Raw genomic sequence first — 14,330 nt, 5'->3', positions numbered from 1 at the left:
GGTGCCGCCGAGCGACCGCGCAACCTCAGCGGCGCAGAATCAGGGCGTCACCCTGACCGCCCGCACCGCACAGCGCGGCCACCGCATACTTCCCGCCGGTGCGCTGCAGTTCCAGCGCGGCATGCAGGGTGATGCGGGCGCCGGACATCCCGATCGGATGGCCGATCGCGATCGCGCCACCGTTGGTGTTCACCTTCTCCTGGTCGACGCCGAGCTCCTGGGTGGAGGCCAGCGCGACTGCCGCGAATGCCTCGTTCAGTTCGATCACGTCGAGTTGGTCGGCGGTGATGCCCTCCTTGGCGATCGCCTTCTTGACGGCGTTGGCCGGCTGGCTCTGCAATGTGGAGTCGGGGCCGGCGACCACGCCGTGGGCGCCGATCTCGGCGAGCCAGGTCAGGCCAAGCTCCTCGGCCTTGGCCTTGTTCATCACGACGACGGCGCAGGCGCCGTCGGAGATCTGCGACGCCGACCCCGCGGTGATGGTGCCGTCCTTGCGGAACGCCGGCTTGAGCCCGGCCAGGGACTCGGCGGTGGTGTTGGCCCGGATGCCCTCGTCCTCGGTGAACTCGAGCGGGTCGCCCTTGCGCTGCGGGATCGACACCGGCACCACCTCGTCGGCGTACACCCCGTCCTTCCACGCCGCGGCCGCCCGCTGATGAGACTGCGCCGCGTACTCGTCCTGCTGGGCGCGGGTGAACTGGTCGACGTCGTTGCGCTGCTCAGTGAGCGCGCCCATGGGCTGATCGGTGAACACGTCGTGCAGGCCGTCGTAGGCCATGTGGTCGACCGCGGTGACGTCGCCGTACTTGTATCCCGCGCGGCTGTTCACCAAGAGGTGCGGCGCCTGGCTCATCGACTCCTGGCCGCCGGCCACCACCACGTCGAACTCCCCCGCGCGGATCAGCTGGTCGGCCAGCGCGATCGCGTCGATGCCCGACAGGCACATCTTGTTGATCGTCAGCGCAGGCACGTCCCAGGGGATACCGGCCGCCACCGCGGCCTGACGGGCCGGCATCTGACCGGCGCCTGCGGTCAGCACCTGGCCCATGATCACGTACTCGACGGCCGACGGGGCGACGCCCGCCTTCTCGAGGGCGGCCTTGATGGCGACGGCCCCCAGATCACTGCCCGAGAAGTCCTTCAGCGAACCCATCAGCTTGCCCACCGGTGTGCGGGCTCCAGCAACGATCACCGACGTCGTCATACCAACCTCCATCACGGTTTAGAGCGGCTCCGACGAGGCTATCCACTAGACCGTCAGTATCGAAACCGAGGCCCTTAGGTTACCTTTGCGTTATGACCGCCGATCAAGTTGACGCCCGTCCCGTCCTCGCCACGGCCCTGGTCACGGCTATCGACCACGTGGGCATCGCGGTGCCGGACCTGGACGCCGCAATCAAGTGGTACCACGACCATCTCGGCATGATCGTGCTGCACGAAGAGGTCAACGAGGAGCAGGGAATCCGCGAGGCGATGCTGTCGGTGCGCGGCGCCCCGGTCGGCAGCACCCAGATCCAGTTGATGGCCCCGCTCGACGAGTCGTCGACCATCGCCAAGTTCCTCGACAAGCGCGGCCCGGGCCTGCAGCAGTTCGCCTACCGCGTGAGCGACATCGACGCGCTGACCGAGCGGTTGAGCGAGCAGGGCGTGCGGTTGCTGTACGACACCCCGCGCCGGGGCACGTCGAACTCCCGCATCAACTTCATCCACCCCAAGGACGGCGGCGGGGTGCTGATCGAGCTCGTCGAGCCCGCGGCGGACACCACGCACTGACGTCGGTCACGACCAACGTCGCGTCGGGCCCCTCCGGGACCGATTCGTCCAGCATGGCGTGTGCCAGTGCCTACGGTCATCGACCGCCGACTCGCCCGCGTCCGCCGGCCACACCACCAGGTGCGCTGTGCCGACCCTGATCTCGTGATCACAGCCGGGACACCGGTAGACCTTGGTGGCGCGTGATCCCGCGATCGGCCGCACCTCGTAGTCCAGGCCGTCCGTGCCCGTCTCGATCCGCCTTGCGGCGAGCGACGGCGGCAGCGGACGCGGCCGCCTCGGCGGAGTCCTGCGCCTGGGCATGCCGCCGAGTCTACGGGCTCAGAACAGCCGGAACTCGTTGCTGTCCATTCCGCGCATCTGGTCGTAATCCAATGTCACACAGCGGATTCCGCGGTCAACGGCGAGCGTCCGGGCCTGCGGCTTGATCTGCTGGGCGGCGAACACCCCGCTGACCGGTGCCAGCAGCGAGTCGCGGTTCAGCAGGTCGAGGTAGCGGGTGAGCTGCTCGACGCCGTCGATCTCGCCGCGCCGTTTGATCTCGACGGCGACCGAGCGGCCGGTCTCGTCGCGGCACAGCAGGTCGACCGGGCCGATGGCGGTCATGTACTCGCGGCGCACCAGGGTGTAGCCCACGCCGAGCAGTTCGACGTGCTCGGCCAGCAGCTTCTGCAGGTGCGCCTCCACCCCGTCCTTGACCAATCCGGGGTCGATGCCGAGGTCGTGGCTGGAGTCGTGCTCCACCGCCTCGAGGGTGATGCGCAGTTGCTCGCCCGCCTTGTTCTCCACCACCCACACCGGCAGCGGTCCGTCGGTGTCCTCGACGAGCCGGCAGGGCGGGCTCATCCAGTTCAACGGTTTGTATGCCCGGTCGTCGGCATGCACGCTCACCGAACCGTCGGCTTTGACCAGCAGCAGCCGGCGGGCCGACGGTAAGTGGGCGGTGAGACGGCCGACGTAGTCGACGGTGCACTGGGCGATCACGAGTCGCACGTCGACAACCTTAGGGTCTCGGGCGGGCGCGAATTAGTCTGACCTGACGATGAGCACCAAGATGAGCGTGCCACAGCGGATGGGCAGGGTGCTGGAAGCGGTCACCCGGCAGAGCGGGCGGATCACCAACACCCCCGATTACGGGTCCTGGCTCCTGGGCAAGGTGTCGGACAGTCAGCACCGCAGGCGTCTGCGCATCCAGACCATTCTCACCGCGTTCGTGGTGGTGGCGAACCTGATCGGCATCGGGATCGCCGTCCTCGTGCAGACCGTCACGTTCCCGGCGCCGAGCGTCTTCGACTCGAAGGTCCTCTGGATCACCGCGATCGTCGCCCCGGCCTACATCGCCGCGGCGCTGGTCGTAGGCGTCTTCTGGGCGACGTGGCGGGTGATCAACAACGTGCGGTGGGCCATCGAGGAACGGCCGCCCACCCGGGATGATCAGCGCAACACGTTCTTCGCTCCGTGGCGCCTGACGCGCGTGCTGTTGGTGCTGTGGGGCGGGGGCACCGTGTTGCTCACCACGCTGTACGGCCTCGTGGACACCAGCTACATACCGAAGGTCGTCCTCGGCATCAGCTTTCCGGGTGCTGTGGTGTCGGCGAGCTGTTATCTGTTCACCGAGTTCGCGTTGCGCCCCGTGGCGGCCCAGGCGCTGGCAGCGGGCCGGCCACCGCGGCGGCTGGCACACGGCCTCGTGGGCCGCACCATGATGGTCTGGGCCGTCGGTTCCGGCGTACCGGTGCTCGGCATTCTGCTTTCGGCGATGATCACGCTGTCGATGCAGAACCTCACGCCGACGCAGTTCGCGGTCGCGGTGATGATCCTCGCCGTCTTCGCGTTGGTGTTCGGCTGGATCCTGATGTGGCTGCTGGCATGGCTGACGGCGACGCCGGTGCGGGTGGTGCGCTCGGCGCTCAAACACGTCGAAGAAGGCGACTACGACTGTGAGCTGGTGGTGTTCGACGGCACCGAGCTCGGCGAACTGCAGCGCGGTTTCAACTCGATGGTGCACGGGTTGCGCGAGCGCGAACGGGTGCGCGACCTGTTCGGCAGGCACGTCGGCCGTGAGGTGGCGCTGGCCGCCGAGCAACAGAAGATCAAGCTGGGCGGTGAAGAACGCCATGCCGCAGTCGTGTTCGTCGACATCATCGGCTCGACGCAACTGGTCACCGCCCGGCCGGCCGTCGAGGTCGTCGAACTGCTCAACCGGTTCTTCGCGGTGATCGTCGAAGAGGTGGACCGCCACCACGGCTTCGTCAACAAGTTCGAGGGCGACGCGGCGCTCGCGGTGTTCGGCGTCCCGGTCGCCCTCGAGAACGCGGAGGACGAGGCGCTGGCCGCCGCGCGCGCGATCGCGCGGCGGCTGTGTGACGAGGTGCCGGAATGCCAAGCAGGGATCGGCGTGGCGGCGGGCGAGGTGGTGGCAGGCAATGTCGGAGCCAAGGAGCGCTTCGAGTACACCGTGATCGGCGAACCGGTGAATGAGGCCGCACGCTTGTGTGAGCTCGCGAAGGACACCGACGCCCGCCTGGTGGCGTCCTCGGACGCGGTGTCCAACGCCACCGACGACGAACGGGAGCACTGGTCGCTGGGCGACACGGTGACCCTGCGCGGCCACGACGAGCCCACCCGGCTGGCCATGCCCGTCTGATCCGTCACACCGTCCCGCAGGTTAGTGATACTGCGCGTAACGCTTACTAGACTCGGTGGCATGACGACCGAGGGGCTGCTGCAGATCGAGGACTGCCTGGACGCTGAAGGCCGCATCGCGCTGCCACCCGGGGTGAATCTGATCTCGCTGATCGACCGCAACATCGCCAACGTGGGCGACGACGTCGCGTACCGCTACCTCGACCACACCGGCGCGGCCGACGGGCACGCCGTGGAGCTGACGTGGTCGCAACTCGGCAACAGGCTGCGGGCGATCGGCGCCACCCTGCAGCGCATCGCCGCGCGCGGCGACCGGGTGGCGGTGCTCGCCCCGCAGGGCCTCGACTACATCGCCGGCTTCTTCGCCGCGGTCAAGGCCGGGATGATCGCGGTGCCGCTGTTCGCCCCGGAGTTGCAGGGTCACGCCGAGCGTCTCGACGTCGCCATGCGCGACGCCCGCCCCTCGGTGGCGCTCACCACAGCCCGCGCCGCCGCAGGTGTTCGCGACTATCTCGCGCAACGGGACTTCGGCCGGCCGGTGGAAATCGTGGTCGTCGACGAGGTACCCGATTCCGCGGGCACCGCCTTCACCCCGGTCACGCTCGACGTCGACGACGTGTCTCACCTGCAGTACAGCTCCGGATCGACGCGGTCCCCCGTCGGCATCGAGATCACCCACCGCAATGTCGGCACCAACCTGCTGCAGATGATCCTGTCCATCGACCTGCTGGACCGCAACACCCACGGGGTCAGCTGGCTGCCGCTGTACCACGACATGGGTCTGTCGATGATCGGCTTCCCGGCCGTGTACGGCGGCCACTCGACACTGCTGTCACCCACCGCCTTCATCCGCAGGCCGCAGCGGTGGATCCGGGCACTTTCGGACGGATCGCGGCGCGGCCGGGTCGTCACCGCCGCGCACAACATCGCCTACGAGTACACCGCGCAGCGCGGCCTGCCCGACGCCGGCGAGGACGTCGACCTGAGCAACGTCGTGATGATCATCGGCTCCGAGCCGGTGAGCATCGAGGCGATCCGTGCCTTCGAGGCGGCCTTCGCGCCGTACGGGTTACCGCCGCAGGCGATCAAGCCGTCGTACGGCATCGCCGAGGCGACGCTGTTCGTGTCGACCATCGCACCGTCGGCGCGCGCCGAGGTCGTGCACTTCGACCGCAAGCTGCTGGCCGAGGGCAGGGCGGTGCGCACGGCGGTGGACGCCGACACCGACGCCGATGCCACTGTCCCGCAGGTGTCCTGCGGCCAGGTGGCGCGCAGCCAATGGGCGGTGATCGCCGATCCCCGCACGGGTGCCGAACTGGCCGACGGGCACGTCGGCGAGATATGGCTGCACGGCCACAACATCGCCCGGCGCTACTGGAAACGCCCGGAGGAGTCCAGCCACGCCTTCGGCGCGACGCTGGCGTCACGGCTCGGATCCGGCAGCCATGCCGACGGTGTCCCGGCCGAGGCCGGATGGCTGCGCACCGGGGATCTCGGGGTGCACCTCGACGGGGAGTTGTACGTCACCGGTCGGCTGGCCGACCTGATCGTCATCGACGGCAGGCAGCACTACCCGCAGGACCTCGAACACACCGCCGCAGAGGCATCTTCCATGGTGCGACGGGGTTACGCCGCGGCATTCCGCGCGCCTGGTGACCGGCTGGTGATCGTCGCCGAACGCGCGTCGGGCACCCGGCGTGCCGACCCGGCGCCGGAGATCGCCGCGATCGGCGACGCGGTCGCGCGCCGCCACGGACTGCCTGTCGCCGACGTGCGATTCGTGCAGGCCGGCGTCATCCCCCGCACCACGAGCGGAAAGCTGGCCCGCCGCGCCTGCCGCGGCGAGTACCTCTCGGGTGGCTTCACCACCAGGTCCACCGGCTGAGCGCGAGTGCGCCTATCGTGCGCGGAATTTGGTGCGCCGAACCCTTCGCCGGATGTCCTAGCGTGAACTGACGGACGAGGAAGGCGGCTGATGACCGAGACACCTGCGCTGACGCGGCGCCCCTTCCCGGGCATCAGCTCGCGCGCCTGGGAACACCCCGCAGACCGGATCGCACTCACCGCGCTGCGCCGGCTCAAGGGTTTCGACCAGGTCCTGAAGTTGTTGTCGGGCATGCTTCGTGAGCGCCAGCACCGGCTGCTGTACCTGGCCAGCGCCGCCCGGGTGGGTCCCCGTCAGTTCGCCGACCTCGACGCGCTGCTCGAGGACTGCGTCGCCGTGCTGGACGCACCGGTCGAACCGGAACTCTTCGTGCTGCAGTCCCCGACGGTGAACGCCTACACGATCGGCATGGATCAGCCGTTCATCGTGATCACCTCGGGGATGTACGAGCTGATGAGCGCCGAGGAGATGCGCTTCGTCATCGGCCATGAGCTCGGCCACGCACTGAGCGGGCACGCCGTCTACCGCACCATGCTGATGCACCTGATGCGGCTGGCGTCGTCGTTCGGGTTCATCCCGATCGGCGGCTGGGCATTGCGGGCGATCGTGGCGGCACTCCTGGAGTGGCAGCGCAAGTCGGAGTTGTCGGGCGACCGGGCAGGCCTGCTGTGCAGCCAGGATTTCGATGCCGCCATCCGGGTCCAGTTGAAGCTGGCCGGCGGCGGCCGGCTGGACCGGATGGATTCGCAGGCGTTCCTCGCCCAGGCCCGCGAATACGACCGCACCGGCGACATGCGCGACGGCCTGCTCAAGTTGCTCAACCTGGAGTTGCAGACCCATCCCTTCTCGGTGCTGCGGGCGGCGGCGTTGACCCAGTGGGTGGATTCCGGCGGCTACGGCGCAGTGCTCGGCGGTGACTACCCGCTGCGCTCCGATGACGAGTCGGCCTCGTGGAGCGGCGATCTCGGGGCCGCGGCGCGCACCTACCGGGACGGGTTCGACCAGTCCGACGATCCGCTCGTCCGTGGCCTTCGCGACGGGCTGTCCGGCGTCGTCGACGGGGTGGGGCGGGTCGCCACCAACGCCGCGGATTCGTTCGGCCGCAAGGTCTCCGAGTGGCGCCGGGCGAACGGCGGGCCCGCCGAGAACTAGCTGCGGCGCACAGTGACCGATGACGTCGTTGCGCAATCCGATCGCGCCACGGCATCGCCGGCCACTGGCAATATCCCGGCGCGTCGTGGCCTCGCGGTCCCTTTCCGGGTGTTCTGTACTCCTCGACCATGACTGCATGCATGCACAGATCGTGTTGTTCGACGGATTCGACCCCCTCGATGCCATCGCGCCCTACGAGGTGCTGGTGGCTGGAAGCGACTATGCCGGTGGGGATCTGGACGTCGTACTGGTGTCCGCCGAGGGGCCGCGGCCGGTTGTCAGCGGTTCGCGCGGCCTGACGTTGCAGGCCACCGCCCAGCTCGATCCCGCCAAGCCCGGCTATGTGATCGTGCCCGGCGCGTCGGGACCGCTGGAAGGCGATCCCGACGAGGGCGCCGAGACGATTCCCGTCCTCCTCGCCCGGTTCGGCGAGACCGCAGCCGTGCCGTTGATGCGACAGGCGATGGCCAATCCCGACATCACCGTCGCGACGGTCTGCGGCGGATCGCTCGCACTCGCCATGGCCGGCCTGATCGACGGCCGCCACGCCAACACCCACCATCTCGGTGTCGACGTGCTCGAGGCCACCGGCGCGATACCGGTGCAGGCCCGCGTCGTCGACGACGGTGACCTCGTCACCGCGGGCGGGGTGACCTCTGGTCTGGACCTGGCGCTGCACCTGCTCGATCGCGGTTACGGACCCCGCATCGCACTGGCGGTGGAGCAGATGTTCGCCTATGAGCGCCGAGGCACAGTGTGGACCGACACCGGCCGCGAACCGAAGGCCTTCTGAGCGTGGGCATCGTGGGCGACTGGGACGTCACCATCAAGACGCCGGTGGGATCGCTGCAGGTCGTGTACAGCTTCGCCGATCGGGACGGCGTGCTCACCGGCAGCGCCGCAGGCAAGCACGAGACCGTCGAGCTGACCGACATCGTCGTCGACGGCGACGGCGGCCGGCAGGTCAGCTGGCGGCAGACGGTCACCAGACCGATGCGACTCAACCTCGCCTTCGAGGTCTCGGTCGACGCCGACCGATTCACCGGGCATTCGCGCGCAGGCCGGTTACCTCGCTCGGCGGTGTCCGGCGTACGCCGCCGCTGAGGGGGCTGCGCCGATCGTGAACGGCCGGCTGTCGGAGTTCGGTCGGCGTTAGTGTGCAGACATGGACGCGCTGGAGCCGGTCCGCGGCGCGAACGCGGGACGCGGTATCGCTGTGTACCTGCTGGGGAATGTGTCCAACCTGGCCGACGACATGCTCGCGTACCTGGTCGAGCGGATACCCCAGGTCGGCGGGGATGCCGAGCTCCGCGGCCTGACCCTGGGCTCGTGCTCGTCGAATCTCGAAGCGGCGCTGTCGATGTTCCGTCATGGCATCGACGTGACCGCCGCCGAAGCGCCGGTGACCGCGCTGGAACACGCGCGAGCCATGGCATCACGCGGGCACAGCGTGGATGTGATGTTGCGGTTCTACCGATTGGGCCACGAGTACTTCACCGAAAAGCTCGCCGAATCGCTTCCCGGCGCGATCGACGACCCCGCTGCTGCGCTGAGGACATTCGTCGATCTCGAGCGGTTCGCATTCGGATACATCGACCGCATCTCCAGTCTGGTGGCCGCCGAGTACGTCGCCGAGCTCGACCGGCGCGAGAATCAGGTGAGAGCCGAGCGCGCGGATGTCGTGCGGGCGCTGCTCGCCGGAGAACGAGTCGACAGTGCTCGAGCCGAACGCGTTCTCGGCCACCGGCTCACGGGTCGGCAGATCGGTTTCGTGTGCTGGGTCGACGACCGTGGCGTCGACCTCGAGGGGCTCGCCAGGCAGGTCGGCCGGTCACTCGGCGCGGCCCACTCACTCGTCGTGGCGGACGGCCCGCTCGCAGTGTGGGGATGGGTGTCGATCGCCGGCAGCGCGAGGACGTCGCCGGCAGACGTGGCGAAGGAACTACCCCGCGGAGGCGGGAACGTGCACATCGCGGTGGGCTCGCCCCATCCGGGCGCTGGCGGCTTTCGCGCTTCCCATCTCGAGGCCCTGCGCACTCGCCGAGTCGTCGAGCTGTCGGGGCGCGCGGCACCGTCGATCACGGAGTTCAGCGGGGTCGCGCTGGTGGATGCCATCTCGCGCGACCTGGACGCGGCCAGGTCCTTCGTCGCCGATCAGCTCGGGGATCTCGCACGGGACGGCGCCAAGGAGCGCGGCGAGCGGGCCGCGCTCCTGGCGGTTCTCGACGCGCAAGGAAGCCTGGTGACCGCGGCGAGCAGGCTTGGAATCCACCGGAATACGGTCCTGCAACGGGTGCGTCGCGCCGAAGAACGCAGGGGCAGACCCGCGACGGTGAAGATCGCCGAACTGCACGCGGCTCTGGTGGTCTGCGACGTGCTGGGGGCCTCGGTACTGCGGGAATCGCAGCCCAACTGACCGGATCTGAGGCCGCAGGATGTGCTCGCAGCACACCGGAGAGGGCTGCGGGGGCCTTGTTGCCCGACGCCCGCGGTTTGTAGCTTTCGAGGCATCTCATCCCGAAGCGGGGAAGGACTCCGATGATGACCACGGCTCAACACCCCCGAACCCCGGCGGCGGCCTCGCAGCACCCCTTGCCGAATCCAGGCGAGCAGGTTCCGACGCTGTCCTGGCCGATCGTCGGCATCTTCACCTTCGCGATTGCACTCTTCGGTGCGTCGACCTGGGCTGCCGTCACCGACGCCCTGCCCGCGGTCGCCACCATCGCAGCGAGCGCCGTGGCGATCTTCGTCCTGTTCACCGTGCTGCACGACGCCTCGCACTACTCGATCAGCTCGCACCGATGGGTCAACGTCGTGTTCGGCCGGGTGGCGATGTTCTTCGTCTCGCCGCTGATCTCCTTCAGGTCGTTCGCGTTCATCCACATCGAGCACCACCGCAACACCAACGACGGCGCGTCCGACCCCGATCACTTCGTCAGCGCCGCGCCCTGGTGGCAGCTGCCCATCCGCTTCCCGGCGATGGACCTGCCCTACATCGGCTTCCTGATACGCAACCTGCGCAGGCGGCCACGCGCTGAGATCGTCGAAACCGTTGCCCTGATGGCCTTCTCGGTGGCGGTGATTGTGGCGGCCGCCTTCGCCGGGGAGCTCTGGACGCTCGCGGTGATCTACCTGATCCCCGAGCGGGTGGCGATGTTCGTGCTGGCGTGGTGGTTCGACTGGCTACCCCACCACGACCTGGAAGACACCCAACGCGAGAACCGCTATCGCGCGACGCGCAACCGCGTCGGCTCGGAGTGGATCCTGACTCCCCTGCTCCTGTCGCAGAACTATCACCTGGTCCACCACCTGCACCCCTCCATCCCCTTCTACCGCTACGTCGCGGCCTGGCGCCGCAACGAGGCGGCGTACCTCGAGCGCGACTCGGCGATCAGCACCGCATTCGGACAGCAGCTCGACGCCGCGCAATACCAGGAGTGGAAACGCCTCAACGGCAAACTGGCCGCGCTGCTGCCGGTCCGGATGCCGCGGCCCTCCGCGGCACGCCATGCCGGCACGCACCCGATCGCAGTCAGAAGCGTCGAGCCGTTGACGCCGGACAGCGTCGAAGTCACCTTCGACGTCCCCGACCACCTCCGCGACCAATTCCGGTTTCAGGCGGGCCAACACCTGACGATCAAACACCGCATCGCCGGAGAAGAGGTCCGGCGAAATTACTCGATCTGCACCTCGGCTACCTCAGGCGAACTGGCGATCGGTGTCCGCCAGATCGACGGCGGGATGTTCTCGACGTTCGCGAACGAATCACTGCGCCCTGGTGACGTCGTGGAGCTGATGACGCCCACGGGTAGCTTCGGCGCACCCCTCGATCCGCTTGCTCGGCGTGAGAATGTCGCAATCGCGGCGGGCAGCGGCATCACACCGATCCTGTCGATCGTGCGCACCACGATGGAGATCGAGACCGAGAGTCGCTTCACCCTCTTCTACGGCAACCGAACCGCCGAATCGACCATGTTCGCCGCCGAACTCGATGAGCTGGAGGCCCGATACGCCGACCGGTTGCGCGTCTTCCACGTCCGCTCGGCCGATGCGCACCACTCCGCCGCACTTCGCGGCCGCATCGACCTGGCGATGGTGCGACGGCTGCTCGCCGGTGAGGTCACGTCGATCGACCGGTGGTTCCTGTGCGGCCCTGGTGATCTGGTCACGACACTGCGCGATCGTCTCGCCGCAGAGGGTGTGCCGGCCGAGCGGATGCACCTCGAATTGTTCCGCGGCACAGGGCGGCCCACCCGCATCGATGACTATGCCCGATCCGAGGTGACCATCACGTTGTCCGGCGCGGATCACACCGTCGAATTGGCCCCGGGTGAGACCGTGCTCGAGTCCGCACTGAAGAACGACATCGAAGCGCCGTATGCCTGTCTTGGCGGCGCGTGCGGCACGTGCAAGGCGAGGGTGACGGCCGGGGAAGTGTCGATGGAGCAGAACTTCGCACTCAACACCACCGAGGTCGAGGCCGGCTTCGTCCTGACATGTCAGTCCCGTCCCACCACCCCGACGGTCGCGGTCGACTACGACGGCTGAGCGAGTTCCGCCGATACGCCGCAGCTGCCATACGGTGGCTGACCATGAGCAGGGCAGTGTTCGACGACTCCTGGCGGCTCAGCGGCTCACCACGACCATGTCGGTTTTCCGCCAGTGATGTCGGAGGCGACGTGTAAGAGTCGAGGTGTGCACGAGGATTTCGAGCGGTGTCTGAGGGCGGTGCAGTCCAAGGATGCCCGCTTCGACGGCTGGTTCGTGACCGCCGTGCTGACCACCGGGATCTACTGCCGGCCGAGCTGTCCTGTGCGTCCGCCGTTCGCCCGCAACATGCGGTTCTACCCCACCGCGGCCGCCGCGCAGGCCGCCGGCTTCCGCGCCTGCAAGCGGTGCCGCCCGGACGCCTCACCGGGGTCACCGGAGTGGAACATCCGCGGCGACGTGGTGGCACGGGCGATGCGGCTGATCGCCGACGGCACCGTCGACCGTGACGGTGTCACCGGGCTTGCCGCACGGCTCGGTTACACCACCCGTCAGTTGCAACGCATCCTGCAGGCCGAGGTCGGGGCCAACCCGCTGGCCCTTGCCCGAGCGCAGCGGGCCCAGACCGCCCGAATCCTGATCGAGACCACGGACCTGCCGTTCAGCGACGTGGCCTTCGCCGCCGGCTTCTCCAGCATCCGGCAGTTCAACGACACCGTCCGCGCCGTCTGTGACCTCACACCCACGGCGCTGCGCTCACGGGCAGGCGCACGATTCGGTCAATCGCCCGCGGCGCCCGGCGCGATGTCCCTGCGGCTGCCGGTGCGCACGCCGTTCGCCTTCGAGGGCCTGTTCGGGCATCTGGCGGCCAGCGCGATCCCGGGTGTCGAGGAGGTGCGCAACGGCGTCTATCGTCGCACCCTGCGGTTGCCATCGGGCTGCGGAATCGTCGCGCTCACACCACATCCCGACCACGTCCGTTGCGACCTCGTGCTCGACGACCTGCGCGACCTGGCCACGGCGATCGCCCGCTGCAGGCGACTGCTCGACCTCGACGCCGATCCTGAAGCGGTGATCGACGCGTTGAGCGCCGACGATCGGCTCCGCGCCCTCGTCGCGAAGGCGCCCGGACAGCGCATACCCCGCACCGTGGACGAGGTGGAGCTGGCGATCCGGGTGGTGCTCGGTCAGCAGGTGTCGGTGAAGGCCGCGCGCACGCACGCCGCCCGCATCGTCGTCAGACACGGGGCGACGGTGGACGACCCGGGCGGCGGCCTGACCCACGTCTTCCCCGGTGTCGATCAACTGGCCGACCTCGACCCGGCGCACATGGCGTTCCCGACCGCACGCCGCCGGTCGCTGGTCGGAATGGTCAACGCCCTCGCCGATGGCGCCGTCACACTCGACGCAGGCTGTGACTGGATCCGGGCCCGTAAGGAACTGCTCGCCCTCCCGGGGATCGGCCCGTGGACCGCCGAGGTGATCGCCATGCGCGGCCTCGGGGACCCCGATGCCTTCCCCGCCAGCGACCTCGGTGTCCGGCTGGCTGCCGAGAAGCTCGCTCTGCCCGGGGACCCGAAGCGCCTCACCGAGTACAGCAGCCGCTGGCGACCGTGGCGGGCGTACGCCACCCAGCATCTGTGGACGTCACTCGACCACGCCGTCAATCAATGGCCACCGAAGGAGAAGGCATCATGACCGTCCTGTTCCGCACCGTGGACAGTCCCGTCGGCCTGCTCACCCTGGCCGGCGTGAACGGACGACTCCAGCACTTGCGCATGGTCGATCAGACCTACGAACCCGACCGCAACGGCTGGGAACCCGACGACGGTGCCTTTCCCGATGCGGTCGGCCAACTGGAGGCGTACTTCGCCGGCGACCGCATCGATTTCGACCTCGAACTCGATCTGCTCGGAACCGCCTTTCAGAGGCGGGTCTGGGAAGCGCTGCTGACCATTCCGTATGGCGAGACCAGGACCTACGGAGAGATCGCACGCGAGATCGGCTCGCCCGGTGCATTCAGGGCGGTAGGCCTGGCCAACGGGCACAATCCGATCGGCATCATCGTGCCCTGTCACCGAGTCATCGGATCAAATGGAAACCTCACCGGATATGGCGGCGGGCTGGCCAAGAAGAGGGCACTACTCGATTTGGAGAAGCGTCGCGCCGTGCCGGCATTGTTCGAATAACGCGGCGGCAATTGCGAAAGCAATTGCCGATCAGCTCTCAACGTCGACAAATACAAATGCCCCGGCCCTCCGATCGAAATCGGAGGGCCGGGGACTTAATGTGTGTTCGGCGGTGTCCTACTTTTCCACCCGTATGGGTAGTATCATCGGCGCTGGCTGGCTTAGCTTCCGGGTTCGGGATGGGTCCGGGCGTTTCC

13 protein-coding genes and 1 rRNA gene are annotated in these 14,330 nt (G+C 68.3%); 10 read left to right on the top strand and 4 right to left on the bottom strand.

All coding sequences use genetic code 11. The features are described from left to right. Positions 1 to 25: 25 nt before the first annotated feature. Positions 26 to 1,204: an acetyl-CoA C-acetyltransferase gene (locus tag AB0K11_RS26210; RefSeq protein ID WP_364984267.1), complete on the bottom strand. Its 1,179-nt coding sequence runs from the start codon at positions 1,202 to 1,204 to the stop codon at positions 26 to 28. A gap of 92 nt (positions 1,205 to 1,296) precedes the next feature. On the opposite strand from AB0K11_RS26210, the gene mce reads away from it, so the two are divergent. Further along, the gene (gene mce, locus AB0K11_RS26205) at positions 1,297 to 1,773 is read left to right on the top strand and encodes a methylmalonyl-CoA epimerase (RefSeq protein ID WP_364984264.1); all 477 of its coding nucleotides are present in this window, start codon (positions 1,297 to 1,299) and stop codon (positions 1,771 to 1,773) included. Between the two features lie 6 nt (positions 1,774 to 1,779). Here the strand turns inward: mce and AB0K11_RS26200 are convergent, their stop codons facing one another. Beyond that, on the bottom strand, positions 1,780 to 2,076 hold the full coding sequence (locus AB0K11_RS26200) for a hypothetical protein (protein WP_364984261.1): 297 nt from the start codon (positions 2,074 to 2,076) through the stop codon (positions 1,780 to 1,782). Positions 2,077 to 2,094: 18 nt separating this feature from the next. After that, complete coding sequence (gene nucS / locus AB0K11_RS26195) at positions 2,095 to 2,766, bottom strand: endonuclease NucS (RefSeq protein WP_364984259.1); 672 nt, start codon at positions 2,764 to 2,766, stop codon at positions 2,095 to 2,097. Positions 2,767 to 2,815: 49 nt separating this feature from the next. On the opposite strand from nucS, the gene AB0K11_RS26190 reads away from it, so the two are divergent. The 9 genes from AB0K11_RS26190 (at position 2,816) to AB0K11_RS26150 (ending at position 14,133) form a co-directional block, all read left to right on the top strand. Beyond that, positions 2,816 to 4,420, top strand: a complete 1,605-nt coding sequence (locus AB0K11_RS26190; RefSeq protein WP_364984257.1) for an adenylate/guanylate cyclase domain-containing protein — start codon at positions 2,816 to 2,818, stop codon at positions 4,418 to 4,420. A gap of 60 nt (positions 4,421 to 4,480) precedes the next feature. After that, on the top strand, positions 4,481 to 6,304 hold the full coding sequence (locus tag AB0K11_RS26185) for a fatty acyl-AMP ligase (RefSeq protein ID WP_364984254.1): 1,824 nt from the start codon (positions 4,481 to 4,483) through the stop codon (positions 6,302 to 6,304). Positions 6,305 to 6,394: 90 nt separating this feature from the next. After that, the gene (locus AB0K11_RS26180) at positions 6,395 to 7,456 is read left to right on the top strand and encodes a M48 family metallopeptidase (RefSeq protein ID WP_364984251.1); all 1,062 of its coding nucleotides are present in this window, start codon (positions 6,395 to 6,397) and stop codon (positions 7,454 to 7,456) included. A gap of 136 nt (positions 7,457 to 7,592) precedes the next feature. Next, a complete protein-coding gene (locus AB0K11_RS26175; protein ID WP_364984248.1) occupies positions 7,593 to 8,249 on the top strand; it encodes a DJ-1/PfpI family protein in 657 nt (218 codons plus the stop codon). A gap of 2 nt (positions 8,250 to 8,251) precedes the next feature. Further along, the gene (locus AB0K11_RS26170; protein ID WP_364984245.1) at positions 8,252 to 8,560 is read left to right on the top strand and encodes a hypothetical protein; all 309 of its coding nucleotides are present in this window, start codon (positions 8,252 to 8,254) and stop codon (positions 8,558 to 8,560) included. Between the two features lie 61 nt (positions 8,561 to 8,621). Beyond that, a complete protein-coding gene (locus tag AB0K11_RS26165; RefSeq protein ID WP_364984242.1) occupies positions 8,622 to 9,872 on the top strand; it encodes a helix-turn-helix domain-containing protein in 1,251 nt (416 codons plus the stop codon). A 122-nt stretch (positions 9,873 to 9,994) separates the two neighbouring features. After that, positions 9,995 to 12,004, top strand: coding sequence for a fatty acid desaturase (locus tag AB0K11_RS26160; RefSeq protein ID WP_364984239.1), 2,010 nt, complete (start codon positions 9,995 to 9,997; stop codon positions 12,002 to 12,004). 147 nt (positions 12,005 to 12,151) lie between these two features. Next, positions 12,152 to 13,642: a DNA-3-methyladenine glycosylase 2 family protein gene (locus tag AB0K11_RS26155; protein ID WP_364984236.1), complete on the top strand. Its 1,491-nt coding sequence runs from the start codon at positions 12,152 to 12,154 to the stop codon at positions 13,640 to 13,642. Next, entirely contained in the window at positions 13,639 to 14,133 is a 495-nt protein-coding gene (locus tag AB0K11_RS26150; RefSeq protein ID WP_364984233.1) for a methylated-DNA--[protein]-cysteine S-methyltransferase, read from the top strand. Before AB0K11_RS26155 ends, AB0K11_RS26150 begins: the two co-directional genes overlap by 4 nt. Positions 14,134 to 14,237: 104 nt before the next feature. On the opposite strand, the gene rrf is transcribed toward AB0K11_RS26150, so the two are convergent. Continuing rightward, positions 14,238 to 14,330 (bottom strand): 5S ribosomal RNA (rrf, locus tag AB0K11_RS26145); the annotation flags it as partial.

Source organism: Mycobacterium sp. NPDC050551, from assembly GCF_040674075.1.
GTDB lineage: Bacteria > Actinomycetota > Actinomycetes > Mycobacteriales > Mycobacteriaceae > Mycobacterium.
The sequence above is the reverse complement of the archived record's forward strand: the minus strand, read 5'-3'. Positions and strand labels throughout refer to the sequence as shown.